Source organism: Pseudomonas sp. Irchel s3b6, from assembly GCF_900187415.1.
Lineage (GTDB): Bacteria > Pseudomonadota > Gammaproteobacteria > Pseudomonadales > Pseudomonadaceae > Aquipseudomonas.
On record NZ_FYDM01000018.1, the window covers coordinates 61,350 to 76,587 of the forward strand.

Annotated in this window: 13 protein-coding genes; 9 read left to right on the top strand and 4 right to left on the bottom strand. The window is 60.3% G+C overall.

The annotated features are described in order from the left end of the window. Positions 1–3: 3 nt before the first annotated feature. From CKW07_RS22190 to CKW07_RS22210, 5 genes are all read left to right on the top strand, one after another. A complete protein-coding gene (locus tag CKW07_RS22190) occupies positions 4–633 on the top strand; it encodes a thiol:disulfide interchange protein DsbA/DsbL (RefSeq protein WP_095147052.1) in 630 nt (209 codons plus the stop codon). A gap of 12 nt (positions 634–645) precedes the next feature. Continuing rightward, positions 646–1,524 (top strand): endonuclease/exonuclease/phosphatase family protein, encoded by an 879-nt coding sequence (locus tag CKW07_RS22195; RefSeq protein WP_095083442.1) that lies wholly within the window; start codon positions 646–648, stop codon positions 1,522–1,524. Further along, positions 1,521–3,497, top strand: a complete 1,977-nt coding sequence (locus CKW07_RS22200; protein ID WP_095147053.1) for a GGDEF domain-containing protein — start codon at positions 1,521–1,523, stop codon at positions 3,495–3,497. The genes CKW07_RS22195 and CKW07_RS22200 overlap by 4 nt, the downstream gene beginning before the upstream one ends. 102 nt (positions 3,498–3,599) lie before the next feature. Continuing rightward, a complete protein-coding gene (locus CKW07_RS22205; RefSeq protein ID WP_095147054.1) occupies positions 3,600–4,379 on the top strand; it encodes an N-acetylmuramoyl-L-alanine amidase in 780 nt (259 codons plus the stop codon). Between the two features lie 73 nt (positions 4,380–4,452). Beyond that, on the top strand, positions 4,453–6,069 hold the full coding sequence (locus CKW07_RS22210; RefSeq protein WP_095147055.1) for an EAL domain-containing protein: 1,617 nt from the start codon (positions 4,453–4,455) through the stop codon (positions 6,067–6,069). A 7-nt stretch (positions 6,070–6,076) separates the two neighbouring features. On the opposite strand, the gene CKW07_RS22215 is transcribed toward CKW07_RS22210, so the two are convergent. Further along, the gene (locus tag CKW07_RS22215; protein ID WP_095147056.1) at positions 6,077–7,867 is read right to left on the bottom strand and encodes an ATP-binding protein; all 1,791 of its coding nucleotides are present in this window, start codon (positions 7,865–7,867) and stop codon (positions 6,077–6,079) included. A 10-nt stretch (positions 7,868–7,877) separates the two neighbouring features. Further along, positions 7,878–9,224 carry a sigma-54-dependent response regulator transcription factor AlgB gene (algB, locus tag CKW07_RS22220; protein WP_095147057.1) on the bottom strand — a complete coding sequence of 449 codons (1,347 nt, stop codon included), beginning with the start codon at positions 9,222–9,224 and terminating at the stop codon, positions 7,878–7,880. Positions 9,225–9,665: 441 nt separating this feature from the next. Here algB and CKW07_RS22225 point away from each other — a divergent pair, with 441 nt between their 5' ends. From CKW07_RS22225 to CKW07_RS22240, 4 genes are all read left to right on the top strand, one after another. After that, the gene (locus CKW07_RS22225; RefSeq protein ID WP_095147058.1) at positions 9,666–9,953 is read left to right on the top strand and encodes a hypothetical protein; all 288 of its coding nucleotides are present in this window, start codon (positions 9,666–9,668) and stop codon (positions 9,951–9,953) included. Positions 9,954–10,025: 72 nt separating this feature from the next. After that, the gene (locus CKW07_RS22230; protein ID WP_095147059.1) at positions 10,026–10,193 is read left to right on the top strand and encodes a DUF1328 domain-containing protein; all 168 of its coding nucleotides are present in this window, start codon (positions 10,026–10,028) and stop codon (positions 10,191–10,193) included. Positions 10,194–10,925: 732 nt separating this feature from the next. Further along, positions 10,926–12,257 (top strand): glutamate/aspartate:proton symporter GltP, encoded by a 1,332-nt coding sequence (gene gltP / locus CKW07_RS22235; RefSeq protein ID WP_095147060.1) that lies wholly within the window; start codon positions 10,926–10,928, stop codon positions 12,255–12,257. Between the two features lie 147 nt (positions 12,258–12,404). Further along, a complete protein-coding gene (locus CKW07_RS22240) occupies positions 12,405–13,634 on the top strand; it encodes a nucleoside recognition domain-containing protein (protein WP_095147061.1) in 1,230 nt (409 codons plus the stop codon). On the opposite strand, the gene CKW07_RS22245 is transcribed toward CKW07_RS22240, so the two are convergent. After that, a complete protein-coding gene (locus tag CKW07_RS22245; RefSeq protein WP_095147062.1) occupies positions 13,616–14,302 on the bottom strand; it encodes an ABC-type transport auxiliary lipoprotein family protein in 687 nt (228 codons plus the stop codon). The two genes, CKW07_RS22240 and CKW07_RS22245, sit on opposite strands and share 19 nt — an antisense overlap. Further along, complete coding sequence (locus tag CKW07_RS22250; protein ID WP_095147063.1) at positions 14,299–15,237, bottom strand: MlaD family protein; 939 nt, start codon at positions 15,235–15,237, stop codon at positions 14,299–14,301. Before CKW07_RS22250 ends, CKW07_RS22245 begins: the two co-directional genes overlap by 4 nt. Position 15,238 lies beyond the last annotated feature (1 nt).

The window sequence follows — 15,238 nt, forward strand, 5'->3', positions numbered from 1 at the left end:
AGCATGCGTAATCTGATTCTCAGCGCCGCACTCGTCACTGCCAGCCTGTTCGGCGTCACCGCCCAGGCTGCTGAGCCGCTTGAAGCCGGTAAACAATATGTCGAACTGAGCAGCGCCGTTCCGGTGGCTGTGCCCGGCAAGATCGAAGTCGTGGAGCTGTTCTGGTATGGCTGCCCGCATTGCTATGCGTTCGAGCCCACCATCAACCCTTGGGCTGAAAAACTGCCGGCCGATGTGAACTTCGTGCGTATCCCGGCCATGTTCGGTGGTATCTGGAACGTGCACGGCCAGCTGTTCATCACCCTGGAAGCCATGGGTGTAGAGCAAAAGGTTCATAAAGCAGTGTTCGAAGCCGTCCACGATGGCAAGAAGCTCGCTACCCCGGAAGAAATGGCCGAGTTCCTGGCCGGCGAAGGTGTCGACAAGGACAAGTTCCTGAGCACCTACAACTCGTTCGCCGTCAAAGGCAAGGTTGAAGACGCCAAGAAGAAGGCCCAGGCCTATCAGATCTCCGGCGTACCGAGCATGGTCGTCAATGGCAAGTACCGCTTTGACCTTGGCACCGCTGGTGGTCCTGAAGGCGCTCTGAGCGTGGCTGACCAGTTGATCGCCAAGGAGCGCGCCGCTAAGTAAGCGGCGCACGCCATGCGTCGTTGGGGTACTGAACGCGTCGTCGGCCTGCATGATCCGCAGGTCAACGAGCATCATCTGGAACCCTCGGGCTTGCCCGCGGACAGTCGTCTGCGTCTGCTGAGCTTCAACATCCAGGTGGGTATCAGTACCGAGCGTTATCGGCACTACCTGACCCGTGGCTGGCAACACCTGCTGCCGCACACCGGGCGCGCCGACAACCTGCAAAAGATCGGCAACCTGCTGGGCGACTACGATCTGGTCGCCTTGCAGGAAGCGGATGGCGGCAGCCTTCGTTCCGGCTACGTCAATCAAGTCGAACACTTGGCCCAGCTTGGCGCCTTCCCCTACTGGTATCAGCAACTCAATCGAAACCTGGGTCGTCTCGGCCAGCACAGTAATGGTGTGCTCAGCCGGATGCGGCCCTGGCAGATTGAGGATCACCCGCTGCCTGGGCCCAAGGGCCGGGGTGCGATTCTCGTGCGGTTTGGCGAGGGGCCCGAGGCGCTGGTCGTCGTGATGATGCACCTGGCGCTCGGTGCCCGGGTTCGCAGTCTGCAACTGGCCTACATTCGCGAGTTGATCGGTGGCTACAAGCACCAGGTGCTGATGGGCGACATGAACACCCATGCCAGCGATCTGCTGCAAAGCTCGCCTTTGCGCGACCTGGGCCTGCTTGCGCCGCAAGTCGAAGCGACATTCCCCAGCTGGCGCCCGCAGCGTTGCCTGGACCATATTCTGCTCAGTCCGACCCTGACGCTTGAACGGGTCGAAGTGCTGGCGCAACCCATCTCCGATCACCTGCCGGTCGCGGTAGAGATTCGTCTGCCGGGTTCGCTCACGGCCGATGCATTGCCCGCGTTGAGTCCTGCCCTTCGCGGAACCCCTGAATGAGCGACGAAGCAAACCGCTGGAAAGAGAAGTACCTCAAAAGTATCGAACAGCAGGAAAAACTCGAGCGTCGCTGGGATGCCCGCCTCGACTTGCTGCGTCGTGGGCTGGTGCGCAGTACGCTGGCTGCCGAGGGGACCGACCGTGCGGTAGACCAATGCATGAAGGAAATGCGCGAAGTCATCCGCACCAATGAAATGGATGCCGGGTTGGCTGCGTTGCTGCCACGTCTGGAAAAAGCCGTGCTGGATTCCGAGCAGCGGCGCGAAACCCGGGTTGATCAGATCGGCTCGGCGCTTACCGCACTGGTCGCGCAACTCCAGGCCTTGCCATTGCCACGAGAGGTCAGTCGACCGCTCAAGACCTTTGCCAAGCAATTGGATGGTCGCGTCAGCCAGGCCCGCGAGATTCCCTTGCTGCTCGGTGAACTGAGTCAGTTACAGAGCCAGGCACTCAGTGTGCTGGAGAGCCCTGATGAACCTGACCGCCCAGGGTTGTTGCAGCGTCTGTTTGGGGGGCGTGATGAGGGCGGCGAAGAGCAGCCGGTCGGTTCGACCCAGCCAGTGCCTGCTGTTGGCATGACGCCTGAGCCTGTGACAGTGCCGATCGCGCAGCAGGCTCAGGAAGCATCGACAGCCGTCGTAGTGGAGTCCGAGCCTGAGCCGATCGAGGAGTCATCAGCGCTCGCAGTGGCCGCTTTTGAACCGCCGGTGCAGCAGGCTCGGCACGACTCGACCCAGGCTGCGGATCAGGATCTGGCAGTCCTGGACGAGCGGGAAGCGCCGCTTGCCCTGCAACCCGAGGTCGAAACCACGCCATTGGTCGACAGCCTGCCCTTGTCTCCAGCCGTGGCACACATCCACACCGAAGTGGATCCTGAGTATTGCGAACCGGACGCGCTTTATGCGCTCCCGGATTCGCCAGAGCCGTCCTACAGCTCGGTGGCCAAGCACATCGAAGGCACGCTGCTGGGGCTGCTGGACGATCTATCGTTGCCCGAACGCCACCGCCCGCAAGCCGAGGCCATGCGCGTACGGCTGAGAAACGGGTTGAATTGGTACGAACTGCTACCGATCCTCGATGATCTTGCGGTGTTGATGCTGGCGATCACCGACAGTGGCCAGCACGAGTTCGAGGTCTACCTCAAGCAGCTCAATGAGCGCCTGGAATCCTTCCAGAGCAACCTGCAAGCGGCCAGTGACGGGCACGCGGACAACCGTTCGGCCGCTCGCGAGATGGACACACAGCTCCGTGAACAGGTCGACGGATTGCACAGCAGCATGCAGGACGCTGCGGACCTGGAGGATCTCAAGCGTGTATTGGAGAACCACCTCGAGGGCCTGCTCGGCACTCTGGACCAGTACCAGCAGCAGCGCGACGAGCGCGAGCAGGAAGTTGCAGCGCGTCTGCAAGGCCTGGCGCAAAGGGTGGCGAGCATGGAGCAGGAAGCCCAAGGCTATCGCGAACACCTGGAAGAGCAGCGCCAGAAGGCCTTGGTCGACCCGCTCACCGGCTTGCCGAACCGGGCCGCCTGGAGCGAACGCCTGGAGCATGAAGTGGCCCGGTGGCAACAGCACGGCACGACCTTGTTGCTGGCGATGCTCGACCTGGATCACTTCAAGCGCATCAACGATAACTACGGCCACCTGGCCGGCGACAAGGTGCTGAAAATCATCGCAACGGTGCTGCGCAAGCGCCTGCGAGGTTCGGACTTCATTGCCCGCTTTGGTGGCGAAGAGTTTGTATTGCTGGTGCCCGACACCTCGCTGGCAGCGGGTGTGAACCTGCTGGAAACCTTGCGAGCGGCCATCGAAGCCTGCCCGTTTCACTTCAAGGGCGAACCGGTGACCATTACGGTTTCCATCGGTGTGACGGCGTTCAAGCCGGGAGAACGTAGCGATCTGGTGCTTAAGAGAGCCGATCAGGCGCTATATCGGGCAAAAAATGCCGGACGAAATCGCGTTGAGCCGGCCTGACGGCAATTGTTCCATTTTATTTAATCCGGCGCTTTTAGCGGCTCAGGTACAAGACGGTACGTTACACTGTTGCATTACTGTCTTCAGCGTACTGTCACTGCCATGAAATTCATTACTTTGCTCGTGTCCTTTCTTGTCCTGGCAGGTTGCGCCAGTGGTCCTCGTTACGATACCAGCCACCCTTCGGCCAATTACGACAACCGTGTGCAGTTCGTCGTCATGCATTACACCTCCGCGTCGCTGACGCAGTCACTGGCGTTGTTGACCCATGGCGAGGTCAGCAGTCATTACCTGGTCGGTGATGATAAAAACGCGACCATCTACAAGCTGGTGGATGAGAACTATCGCGCCTGGCATGCCGGTGAAAGCGAGTGGCAAGGGCGTACCTGGCTGAACTCGAGTTCCATCGGCATCGAGATCGTCAATCCGGGCTTCAGCGATACGCCGACCGGACGCGTCTGGTATCCCTACAGCGAAGCCCAGGTGCAGTCGCTGATCGTCCTGCTCAAGGACATCAACAAGCGTCATGGCATCAGCCCTCGCCAGGTGATCGGCCACAGTGACATCGCCCCCTTGCGCAAACTCGACCCAGGCCCGTTGTTCCCGTGGAAGCGCCTGGCCGAAGCCGGTGTGGCGCTCTGGCCCAACGAGCAGGCAGTCGCCCGTCAGCAAGCGGTGTTTGCGACACGGTTACCGAGCATCAGCTGGTTTCAGGAGCAACTGACGCGCCTGGGCTACACGACGCCGCAGACCGGCGAGCTGGATGTCGCCACCCGGCATGTACTGGCGGCCTTCCAGATGCGCTTCCGGCCATCGCGCTTCGACGGTACGCCAGACGCGCAAAGTGCTGCGATTCTGCAAGTACTCAATCAGACAAAATAATGACGCCCGCTCGACGGTAGGGGTCATATCTCAATCAGTAGCTATAACTCATTGGTAATCCTTCGGATGTTTAATGATGGCGGCTGCTCGAAAGACCCTGCGCAACTGGTTTCATCGCCCTTGGTTTTTGGCGATGCTGGCGGCTGCGCTCAGCGCGGCCTTGTTGTTGGCCGGTAGCCTGGGGTTGTCGTTGCGTCAGGTCCAGTTGCGGGAAAGCGAACAGATGAACGCCCAGGGGGAGCGTTTCCTGGAGCGACTGGAGCAACTGTTCGGCCAATTGCGCGAAGGCCTGGACGACCTTGAGGCACAACCACTGCGTGGCTGTGACATGAACATGCTCACGACCTTGCAGCAGGTCAGTTTCAACTACCGTTTCGTGTATGAAGCTGCCTACATCGACAAGACACAGTTCTGCTCCAACCGCCCTCATCAGGAAGCGCTTTCGGCCATCCGCCCACCCGATATCAAGGGCCCGACCTACAGCTATTGGCTCAATACGTCGACCGAACCCGATGAAAACCGCGCGGCATTGATGCTTGGGCGCGGCAATTTTCGGGTCGCGACGTCGCGCGGGCATTTGACCGACATGGTCGACTTGCCACCGGGCAGCAGCCTGTTGGTGATCCTCGATCATGGTGCCCGGGCGGTTCCGGTGCTTGGCGCGCCGCAAGCCTGGCCACTGACTGAGCCTTGGTCACCGTTCAGCAATGAGCCATTGCAGATCACCCGGACCCAGCTGATCTATCGGATGCCGACCAACAATCCTGAGTACCAACTGGTTTTGACCTCTCCGCGCACCCGCATGAGCTTGCCGGCACTGTGGTGGTGGTTGGTGTCGGCAAGCCTGATGGTGGGATTGAGCATCGGCGCGGTGGTGTATCTGTTGGCCCGGCAGCGACAGTCAATGGGCGGTGAGTTGCAGGGCGCGCTCAAGCGCGGCGAACTGCAGGTGTTGTATCAACCGATCTTTGACCTGCGCAGCCGCAACTGTGTCGGCGCTGAGGCCTTGTTGCGCTGGCGTCGACCGGACGGCACGCTGACCAGTCCGGACCTGTTCATTCCCATGGCGGAGAACACCGGGCAGATACGCCAGATCACCGACTTTGTCTTACAGCGCCTGCTTGAGCAGCTCGGCCAGTTGCTGCGCGCCAACCCGCAGCTGTATATCTCGGTCAACCTGGCGGCCTGTGATGTGATGGTGCCGAGAATCGGCGAAGTCATGGCCCGGCTGCTGGCCTTGCATCGTGTTGCGGCGCGGCAGATCGCGTTTGAGGTCACTGAGCGCGGTTTGATCGACGTGGCGGTCGCATGCCAGAACCTGCAAGCCTTGCGCGATGCCGGGCATCAGGTGCTGATCGACGACTTTGGCACCGGTTACTGCAGTCTGGCCTACCTGCAAACCCTGCCGGTGGACTGCCTGAAAATCGACAAGGCGTTCATTGATGCACTGGGTCATGACGCCGCGAGCAGCGGGGTGGCCCCCCATATCATCCGCATGGCGCATGCTCTGCAGCTTACGGTCATCGCCGAAGGCATCGAACATGAAGCCCAGGCCATGTTGCTGATGAGTGAAGGGGTGAATTACGGTCAGGGCTGGCTGTTTGCCCAGGCCCTGAGTGCGATGCAATTGATCGAGCTGGTGACCCGCGGCCGCCGACGGGCGCCGCGGCGTATCGATGACGAGGCTTGAACGCCTGCTATAACGGCAACGCCATGTAAAACTGAGCCCCCTGCCCCGGCCGTGAATACACGCCGATGCGGCCACCGTGCAGTTGCACGATCTCCTTGCACAGGGCCAGGCCAAGCCCGGCGCCCCCTTTCTTGCGTCCGACCTGAACAAACGGCTCGAAGATTCGCCCTTGCTGGCCATAGGCGATGCCTTCGCCGTTGTCTTCGACGCTGATGATCACCCGTTCGCCATTGCGACGGGCTTGTAAGCGTATCTGCCCGTTGGGGCGGGTGTGGCGCAGGGCATTGTCGATCAGGTTGTCCAGCACACGCTCCAGTTGCGCCTGATCGGCCTGCAGCCGTGGCATCGGGGCCTGTACCTCCACCCGCAACTCGATGCTGTGCTCACTGGCCCGTTCGACAAAGCGTCCTTGCGCTTGCTCCAGCAAGTTATCGACGTTACAGGCCGCCAGGGAGAGCTTTTGCAGACCGTTTTGATAGCGCGAGAAGTTCAGCAGGTCGTTGATCAACTGCACCAGACGCTGCATTTCGTCATTGACCGTATTCAGCAGATCCGTTTCGCGAGATTCTTCGGAAAAGTGTGCTCGTTCGCGGAACAAGCCGAAGGCCATGTGCATGCCGGTGACCGGCGTGCGCAGTTCATGGGAGGCGCGCAGTACGAACTCGCTGCGCACCCGCTCAAAGGCTCGCTGTTCGGTGACGTCGTGCAGCACCATCACCGCGCCGAGAATATGACCTTCGGTATGGCTGACGGGGGTCAGGCTGTAGCTCAGCAGGCGAGATTGGCCGTCGACTTCGATGCTCAGGTCTTCAGGTGCGCGCTCCAGCGAACCGCCATGCAGCACCCGTTGCAGTTGTTCATCGAGCTCCGGACGTTGCAGCGCGGCGCCCAGGCCCTGACCCAGGCGATCGTCGTCCCAGCCCAGCTGGCGTTGCGCGACCGGGTTAAAGTGCTCCAGATGCCCTTGGCGGTCGATCATCAGCAAGCCGTCGTCGATGCTGTCGAGCACCGCCTGCAAGCGTTGCTGGCCGGCGAGCAGTTCGTCGACGTTGGTTGCCTGATGTTCGCGCAAGGCTTCGGCCATGAGGCCGAAGCGCCGAGTCAGCTGGATCATCTCTGCGGCCGGGGAAATCGGCAGGGTAACGTCGAAATTGCCTTGGCCAATGTCGTCCGCCGCCTTGGCCAGCGCTTCGATGGGGGCACCGAAGCTTTGCGCGATACCGTGTGCGGTGACAAAACCGACGATCAGCACCGCCAGCGCCACCAGGCCAAGCAGGCCGGCGACCAGCAACGCACGTTGACGGACATCGTGCTGAGTGCTGGTGATGTTCTCCAGTACCCGTTTCTGTTCGGCAATCAGGCCGTTGCGCAGGATGTCGAGTTTTTCGGTGAGCGCCTGATTACCGCTGAGTGTGGCGGAAGGTTCCTGTGAGTGACGAAAGGCTTCGAGGAGCGCCCGGTAGTCATTGCGAGCCTGCTGGAAGCCGTGGTGGTCGGTATCGAGGCTATTCTCATGGGCGATGCCTTGGTCCAGTAGCTCGAAGGCGTGTCGCTCTGATGCGTGCAGCGCTTCAAGGTCGGGCGTTTCGTTGAGCATGATGACCCGTTGCTCGTCCAAGGTCTGTTGCAGCTTCAGGTCCAGGTCCAGGGTGATGAAGTTGTCGCGAACCAGCCCCTCCTGATCGCTGGTCATCTGCATCACGCTGACCAGCCCGAGCACCAGCCCGAGCAAGGCGACGGTTATCAATGCCGAGATGCTCAGAAACAGTCGCGTGCGCAACTTTATCGCCAGCTTCATAAGGTACTGCTCACAAATTGTACTGCTTGCGTTTGCGATACAGCGTCGAGGCGTCGATGCCCAGGGTCCTGGCGGCTTGGTCCAGGGTGCCGGAGCTGGCCAGTACCGCGCCGATGTGGGCTTTCTCCAGTTCATCCAGGCTCAACGCGGCACCGATTCGCGGAGCATTATTGGTGGTCTGCTCAGCCATGCCCAAATGGCTGATCTCCACCCTTTCCTGTGGGCAAATGATGCTCGCCCGTTCGACCGCGTTACGCAGTTCACGGATGTTGCCGGGCCATCGGTATCCCAGTAGCGCCTCGCGTGCCTCGTCGCTGAACCCTCTGGCCGGCCGGGCGTACTCTGTGACGAATCCGGCGAGGAAGCGGTCGGCCAGGGTCAGAATATCCTCTGCCCGTTCGCGTAGCGGTGGCAGGTGCAAGGTGATGACATTCAACCGGTACAGCAGGTCTTCACGGAAACGACCGTCGCGGACCATGTCTTCGAGGTTGAGGTTGGTGGCGGCGAGAATCCGCACATCGGCGCGACGGGTCACCGGGTCACCGACCCGCTCGTATTCCTTGTCCTGAATGAAGCGCAGCAGTTTGGACTGCAAGGTCAAAGGGAAATCACCGATCTCATCGAGGAACAGTGTGCCGCCATCGGCTTGATTGACCCGGCCCAGGGTGCTTTCGCTGGCCCCGGTGAATGCCCCCCGGCTATGACCGAACAGCTCGCTTTCCATCAACTCGGCCGTCAAGGACGGGCAGTTGACGGTGACGCAGGACTTCTTCGCGCGCTTGCTCCAGCCATGGATGGCCCGTGCCAGCTCGCCTTTACCCGTGCCTGACTCGCCGAGAAGCAAGATATTGGCGTCGGTGCTGGCAACCTGGCGCGCAGTTTCCAGGACGACTTTCATCGCCGGGCTATGGGAATCCAGGCCGTTGCCGGGTTTGCGCAGTTCGCCTTCGAGGGCTTCAAGGCGTGCCGAAAGCTGGCGAACCTCCAACTGTTTGGCAGTGGCCAGTCGCAGTTGATCCGGGCTGCAAGGCTTGACCAGATAATCGGCGGCACCGGCCTGGATGGCGTCGACGGCGGTGTCCACGGCTGAGTGTGCGGTGACGATGACCACGCGCATCCACGGTGCCTGGATGCGCATTTGCGCCAGCACGTCGAGACCGTTGTCTTCGCCCAGCCGCAGGTCGAGGAAGCACAGGTCGAAGACCTGACGCTGCAGCAGGAGATCTGCCTGGGCGGCGCTGTTGGCAGTGGCGACGTTGTAGCCTTCGTCTTCGAGGCAGTAGCGGAAGGTGCGCAGGATGGCTGCCTCATCGTCCACCAGCAGAATGCGGCCTTGATGCTCGTTGGCGAATTCCATTTTTCCTGCGCTCCTTGAATGAGTGATCTTGATTTAGTCCCGGAGAAATCAGGCAAGTTGCATGATTCATTCTGGTCGCTTCTGATCAAAGCGAAGCCGATATCTGCGCAACTCATCAATAAACGTACGTTTTTGTCAGGTATTACTGCCCATTCACGGGTGTTGGGTTGTCCTGCCTCCTTTTCTGACATCTGCACCGCCCCATACATTCCAAAAATTTTCCATTTGTCTCAGACCGATCGTGCATATCGCACGAGCGACCCTCGCGCATCGTGCAGGATGCGCTCAAACGGATTCTGGGTTTATTTATAACTGTCTGATTTTATTGGTGTTTTAACTGGAAAGAAGCTGGCATGCCGGCTGCAATGTTCTGGTTGATCCGGGTCGCTCATGACACAGCGCCCTCAAACCCATCACCACCCGTGTGGGAGGAGCATCAGGATGAATCGCCAACGTGGCGCCCCATTGCGACTCTTGCCGCTGTGTATCCAACAGGGACTGTCCATCGTGCTGGCGTTGGTGGTCACCCTGATCGGAGGCCAGCAGTTCTTGCGCTGGGAGCACAGTCAGCAGCCGGATGCAGGCATCGCACCAACCCTGCATATCGCCCCGCCCCGTTCCAGTGCTGTCAGCAGCCACCTGCCTGACGCGACTTCCAGGCGAATGATGGACATTGATCAGGCTCGGCCTGAGTTCAAGGGGCCGCCTCAGGAGCGCTGGGTGTTCTAGGCAGCAGGCCGGACGTGCGTTTCACACATCGGGTAAGGCAGCACCACTAATAGACGTGTAAGGAGAATCATCATGTTGAGCTGGGCAATCACATTCCTGATTATTGCCATTGTCGCTGCCGTACTTGGCTTCGGTGGTATCGCGGGCACCGCCACGGGTATCGCCAAGATTCTCTTTGTCGTGTTCCTGGTGATGTTCATCGCTTCCTTCTTCTTTGGCCGTCGCGGTGGTCGAGGCTGATCGCGAGGACTTGCTGCCAGTTTGAAAACCGAAAGGGATCAACAGGGTCTCTTTCCTTTGCGCCCACCCGAGGACGGTGCGCGCATGACCAGGGGGCCGGGACGTTCTGATTGTTTCAGGATCGGAGTGACCTACGGGTACAGGGAGTGCCCGCGAAAGGACCGGGTCAGGCAACGCAAAATTGCGCCGTCTGTTCGCCACTCGCTTGCAAGGTGGTGAACAGGCGGCGCGCTCACAAGTGCAAAGCACTGTCCTAGAGCGATCCAGGGATATTTATCGGGTAATTGTTCCTGCATCTGCCTGGCAAAGCATTTCGCAGTGTTTCCAAGTGACCGTATATCGAGATTTTTAAGATTAATTTCCGGTCATTTTTCGTCACTGCGAGTAGGGAAATTCTGTTTTTTTTGTCCCTTATCAGCTGATCAAAAAACAATCACTGTCCTCTGCGATGGCCGGTTCACGGCACTTATGCCTGCCGAAATGTCGTATTCGAACCGGTTGGGACGGCCGTTTTGTTTGAAAAAACTCATGCCGATTCGGCATAGGGTAGGCGTTTACGGCATTAGACGCGGTGTCCTTGCATCGGAATAGTTGCGCCTTTTTTCGCCTGCCAGAGAGCCGTATACACGCGTTCCGGGGCACCTTATACGGGGGTAGATGCTCAAACTTTTCCGCCATTGAGCGTTCCAGTTCGTGCATCTGCCCGAGTCAAACGCAAGTAAGGGTAATGATATGAAGAAGGCAAAGCTTAGCCTCGCCTGGCAGATCCTCATCGGTCTGGTCCTGGGTATAGCAATCGGCGCAGTGCTCAACCATTTCAGTGCTGAAAAAGCCTGGTGGATCAGCAACGTCCTGCAACCGGCGGGCGATATCTTTATCCGTCTCATCAAGATGATCGTGATCCCGATCGTGATCTCCTCGCTGATCGTCGGTATCGCTGGCGTGGGTGATGCGAAGAAGCTCGGGCGCATTGGTCTGAAGACCATCATTTACTTCGAAATCGTCACCACCATCGCCATTCTGGTGGGTCTGGTGCTGGCCAACCTGTTCCACCCGGGCTCGGGCATCGACATGAGCACCCTGGGGACTGTGGATATTTCCAAGTACCAGGCGACGGCGGCCGAGGTTCAGCATGAACATGCGTTCATCGAAACCATCCTCAACCTGATTCCATCGAACATCTTTGCTGCCATGGCGCGTGGCGAGATGCTGCCGATCATCTTCTTCTCGGTCCTGTTCGGCCTCGGTCTGTCGAGCCTGCAGTCCGACCTGCGCGAGCCGCTGGTGAAGATGTTCCAGGGCGTATCGGAAAGCATGTTCAAGGTCACTCACATGATCATGAACTACGCGCCGATCGGTGTGTTCGCGCTGATCGCGGTGACCGTTGCCAACTTCGGCTTTGCGTCCCTGCTGCCGCTGGCCAAGCTGGTGATCCTGGTTTACGCCGCCATTGCCTTCTTCGGCTTTGTCGTTCTGGGCCTGATCGCACGCCTGTTCGGTTTCTCGGTGCTTAAGCTGATGCGCATCTTCAAGGATGAGCTGGTGCTGGCCTACTCCACCGCGAGCTCGGAAACCGTGCTGCCGCGCGTGATCGAGAAGATGGAAGCCTACGGCGCGCCGAAAGCCATTTGCAGCTTCGTGGTGCCGACCGGTTACTCGTTCAACCTCGACGGTTCGACCCTGTACCAGAGCATCGCGGCAATCTTCATTGCCCAGTTGTACGGCATCGACCTGTCGATCAGCCAGCAACTGCTGCTGGTACTGACCCTGATGGTCACCTCCAAAGGTATCGCCGGCGTGCCGGGCGTGTCCTTCGTGGTGCTGCTGGCCACTCTGGGCAGCGTGGGTATTCCGTTGGAAGGCCTGGCGTTCATCGCCGGTGTCGACCGCATCATGGACATGGCCCGTACCGCACTGAACGTGATCGGCAACGCCCTGGCCGTACTGGTTATCGCGCGTTGGGAAGGCATGTACGACGATGCCAAGGGTCAGCGCTACTGGAACTCCCTGCCGCACTGGCGCAGCAAAGAGAAGCTGCCGGTCGGCGAGACTTCCAGCAACTGAGTTCGCCTACATGATCGTTCCCGCGCCCTGCGTGGGAATGCATCCCCGGACGCTTTGCGTCCGGCCCACAAACCCCGGAGAAATCCGGGGTTTGTCGTTTCTGCCCACCCCGCTATCATTCGCGCATCTTTTGGGGGGATTTGACTGATGCTCAATGGCCTGTGGCTTGGCTTTTTCGTCGTGGCGGCCGTTTCGGCACTGGCTCAGTGGCTGATCGGTGGCAATGCCGGGATCTTCGCGGCGATGGTGGAAAGCATCTTCGCCATGGCCAAGCTGTCGGTCGAAGTGATGGTGCTGTTGTTCGGTACCTTGACCCTGTGGCTGGGCTTTCTGAAAATCGCCGAGAAGGCCGGTATCGTCGAATGGCTGGCCAAGGCCCTGGGGCCACTGTTCCTGCGCCTGATGCCGGAAGTGCCGGCCGGCCATCCGGCCATCGGCCTGATCACCCTCAACTTTGCAGCCAACGGCCTGGGGCTGGACAACGCCGCCACGCCGATCGGACTCAAGGCCATGAAGGCGTTGCAGGAGCTCAACCCCAGCGCAACGGTGGCCAGTAACGCGCAGATTCTGTTCCTGGTGCTCAACGCGTCGTCACTGACCCTGTTGCCGGTGACCATCTTCATGTACCGCGCCCAGCAAGGCGCGCCCGATCCGACCCTGGTGTTCCTGCCGATTCTGTTGGCGACCAGTTGTTCGACCCTGGTCGGCCTGCTGTCGGTGGCGTTCGTGCAGCGTCTGCGCCTGTGGGACCCGGTGGTGCTGGCTTATCTGATTCCGGGTGCGCTGGTACTGGGTGGCTTCATGGCCTTGCTGGCGACGCTCTCAGCCACCGCGCTGGCCGGCCTGTCCTCGATCCTCGGCAACCTGACGCTGTTTGGGCTGATCATGCTGTTCCTGGTGATTGGTGCGCTGCGCCAGGTCAAGGTCTACGAAACATTCGTCGAGGGCGCCAAGGAAGGCTTCGACGTGGCCAAGAACCTGCTGCCGTACCTGGTGGCGATGCTCTGTGCGGTGGGTGTGCTGCGAGCCTCCGGCGCGCTGGACTTCGGCCTGGACGGGATTCGTCATCTGGTGGAGTGGGCTGGCTGGGACACCCGCTTCGTCGATGCCTTGCCGACGGCGATGGTCAAGCCGTTCTCGGGCAGCGCGGCGCGCGCCATGTTGATCGAAACCATGAAAACGTCAGGGGTGGACAGCTTCCCGGCGCTGGTCGCGGCGACGGTTCAGGGCAGTACCGAAACCACCTTCTACGTGCTGGCGGTGTATTTCGGCGCCGTGGGCATCCAGCGCGCGCGGCACGCCGTGGGCTGCGCCCTGCTGGCGGAACTCGCTGGCGTACTGGGCGCGATCGGGGTGTGCTACTGGTTCTTTGGGTAGTCCGCTATCTCTGTGGCGAGGGTGCTGACTGAAGGTTTCGTGGAAGCGTTCTGCTGCCCCTGCTCCACTGTCCACGCAATCACCTGCCTGGTCAGCGTATCGCCGGCCTGGCCGAACCCGGTCACCACGGCGGGCACTTTCACATCGTTCAATGGCTGGCGCACTTCAAAGCGCCGGCTGGCGAGGATGCGCTGGTCGGTGCCACGCACCAGCAATGCATCCAGGCGAATCACCACCTGTGCACTGTTGCCCTGATACTCGGTCTGGAAGGCTTGCAGGTTGCCGCCCAGTTCCAGGTCGGTCTGGAAGTTACTGTCGTCGGTGCTCAGCAGGCCTACGCGGCCGTCCTGGGTAAAGCCGTCGAGCAGACGGTTGCGCAGCAGGATTGGCGTCGCGTCGCTCCAGCGCGAAGCCTTGTAGCTGCTGATCAGGTCACCTTGCGGGATCACGGCGATCTTGGCACTGTTCAGTACGTCACCCGCCTGTGGTTTGGCGACCTTCAGCGACCAGCGTACCCCATTGGCGTGAGTCGACGGAGTGCTACCCTGGGCCGCGGGCAGGCGATAGATGTCCCGAGGCTCCGGTTTGGGGAGGATCGAGCAGGCGCTGGTCAGCGCCAGGCTTGCCAGCAGCGTGCCGTGGGCAAAAGTGCGGTAGACACCCTTCATGGTGTGAACTCCTTGTCATTGTCGCCGCCCAGCAGGTAGCCGCTGGGGTTGGCTTCGAGGCGACGTGAAATGGCCCGCAGCGAACTCAGGGTGTCGCGCAGTTCGCGCACGGCCGGTGCCAGGCCATTGAGCCCCTGCATGCCGTTGTTCAGTGCGTCCTGATTGCTGCTCAGCAGCGTGTTGATGGTTGCCGTGCTCTGCTCCAGGGATTTCATGGCGTGCTCGGCACTGCCGAACATCTGCTTGCCCTGGTCATTGAGCAGGCCATTGGCGTTACGCATCAACGCGGCGGTCTGTTCCATGGCGGCACCGGCCTGTTTGCCGACAACCGCCAGTTGTTGCATGGCCTGGCGGATATCGCCGCGCTGGTCGGCAATGGCCCCGGTGGTCTGTTCCAGATGATCGAGGGTCTTGCTCAGACGCTCGACGTTTTCCGGCGACAGCATCTGGTTGGCGTTGTACAGCAGCCGGTTGATGCTGCTCATCACGTCGTCGCTGTTGTCCAGCAACCGTGCGATGGGTGACGGCGAGGCGACGATGATTGGTAATTCACCGTCCTTGCCTTGCAGTTCCGGGCTTTTGGGGGTGCCGCCGCTGAGCTGGATGATCGAGGTGCCCGTAATGCCGGTCAGTGCCAGTTTGGCCCGAGTGTCTTCCTTGATCGGGGTGTCGCCACCCAGGCGAATCCGTGCCAGCACCCGGCGGGGATCGTCGGGGTCCAGGCGCAAACTCACCACATCGCCGACCTTGATCCCGCTGTATTGCACCGCACTGCCTTTGGACAGGCCGCTCACAGCTTCGTTGAAGACGACTTCATAATCCTTGAACTCCGTGTCGACACTGGACTTGGCCAGCCACAATCCGAACAGCAAGGCGCCGGCCACGACGATTACAGTGAACAGGCCGATCAATACATGATGGGCTCGGGTTTCCATG

What these genes read in the sequence shown, in the direction of transcription:
- CKW07_RS22210 (WP_095147055.1), top strand. Translation starts at nt 4,453, where the DNA reads ATGATGGCGGCTGCTCGAAAGACCCTGCGCAACTGGTTTCATCGCCCT.
- CKW07_RS22200 (WP_095147053.1), top strand. Translation starts at nt 1,521, where the DNA reads ATGAGCGACGAAGCAAACCGCTGGAAAGAGAAGTACCTCAAAAGTATC.
- CKW07_RS22205 (WP_095147054.1), top strand. Translation starts at nt 3,600, where the DNA reads ATGAAATTCATTACTTTGCTCGTGTCCTTTCTTGTCCTGGCAGGTTGC.
- CKW07_RS22245 (WP_095147062.1), bottom strand. Translation starts at nt 14,302, where the DNA reads ATGAAGGGTGTCTACCGCACTTTTGCCCACGGCACGCTGCTGGCAAGC.
- CKW07_RS22230 (WP_095147059.1), top strand. Translation starts at nt 10,026, where the DNA reads ATGTTGAGCTGGGCAATCACATTCCTGATTATTGCCATTGTCGCTGCC.
- CKW07_RS22215 (WP_095147056.1), bottom strand. Translation starts at nt 7,867, where the DNA reads ATGAAGCTGGCGATAAAGTTGCGCACGCGACTGTTTCTGAGCATCTCG.
- gltP (WP_095147060.1), top strand. Translation starts at nt 10,926, where the DNA reads ATGAAGAAGGCAAAGCTTAGCCTCGCCTGGCAGATCCTCATCGGTCTG.
- CKW07_RS22250 (WP_095147063.1), bottom strand. Translation starts at nt 15,237, where the DNA reads ATGGAAACCCGAGCCCATCATGTATTGATCGGCCTGTTCACTGTAATC.
- CKW07_RS22240 (WP_095147061.1), top strand. Translation starts at nt 12,405, where the DNA reads ATGCTCAATGGCCTGTGGCTTGGCTTTTTCGTCGTGGCGGCCGTTTCG.
- algB (WP_095147057.1), bottom strand. Translation starts at nt 9,224, where the DNA reads ATGGAATTCGCCAACGAGCATCAAGGCCGCATTCTGCTGGTGGACGAT.
- CKW07_RS22195 (WP_095083442.1), top strand. Translation starts at nt 646, where the DNA reads ATGCGTCGTTGGGGTACTGAACGCGTCGTCGGCCTGCATGATCCGCAG.
- CKW07_RS22190 (WP_095147052.1), top strand. Translation starts at nt 4, where the DNA reads ATGCGTAATCTGATTCTCAGCGCCGCACTCGTCACTGCCAGCCTGTTC.
- CKW07_RS22225 (WP_095147058.1), top strand. Translation starts at nt 9,666, where the DNA reads ATGAATCGCCAACGTGGCGCCCCATTGCGACTCTTGCCGCTGTGTATC.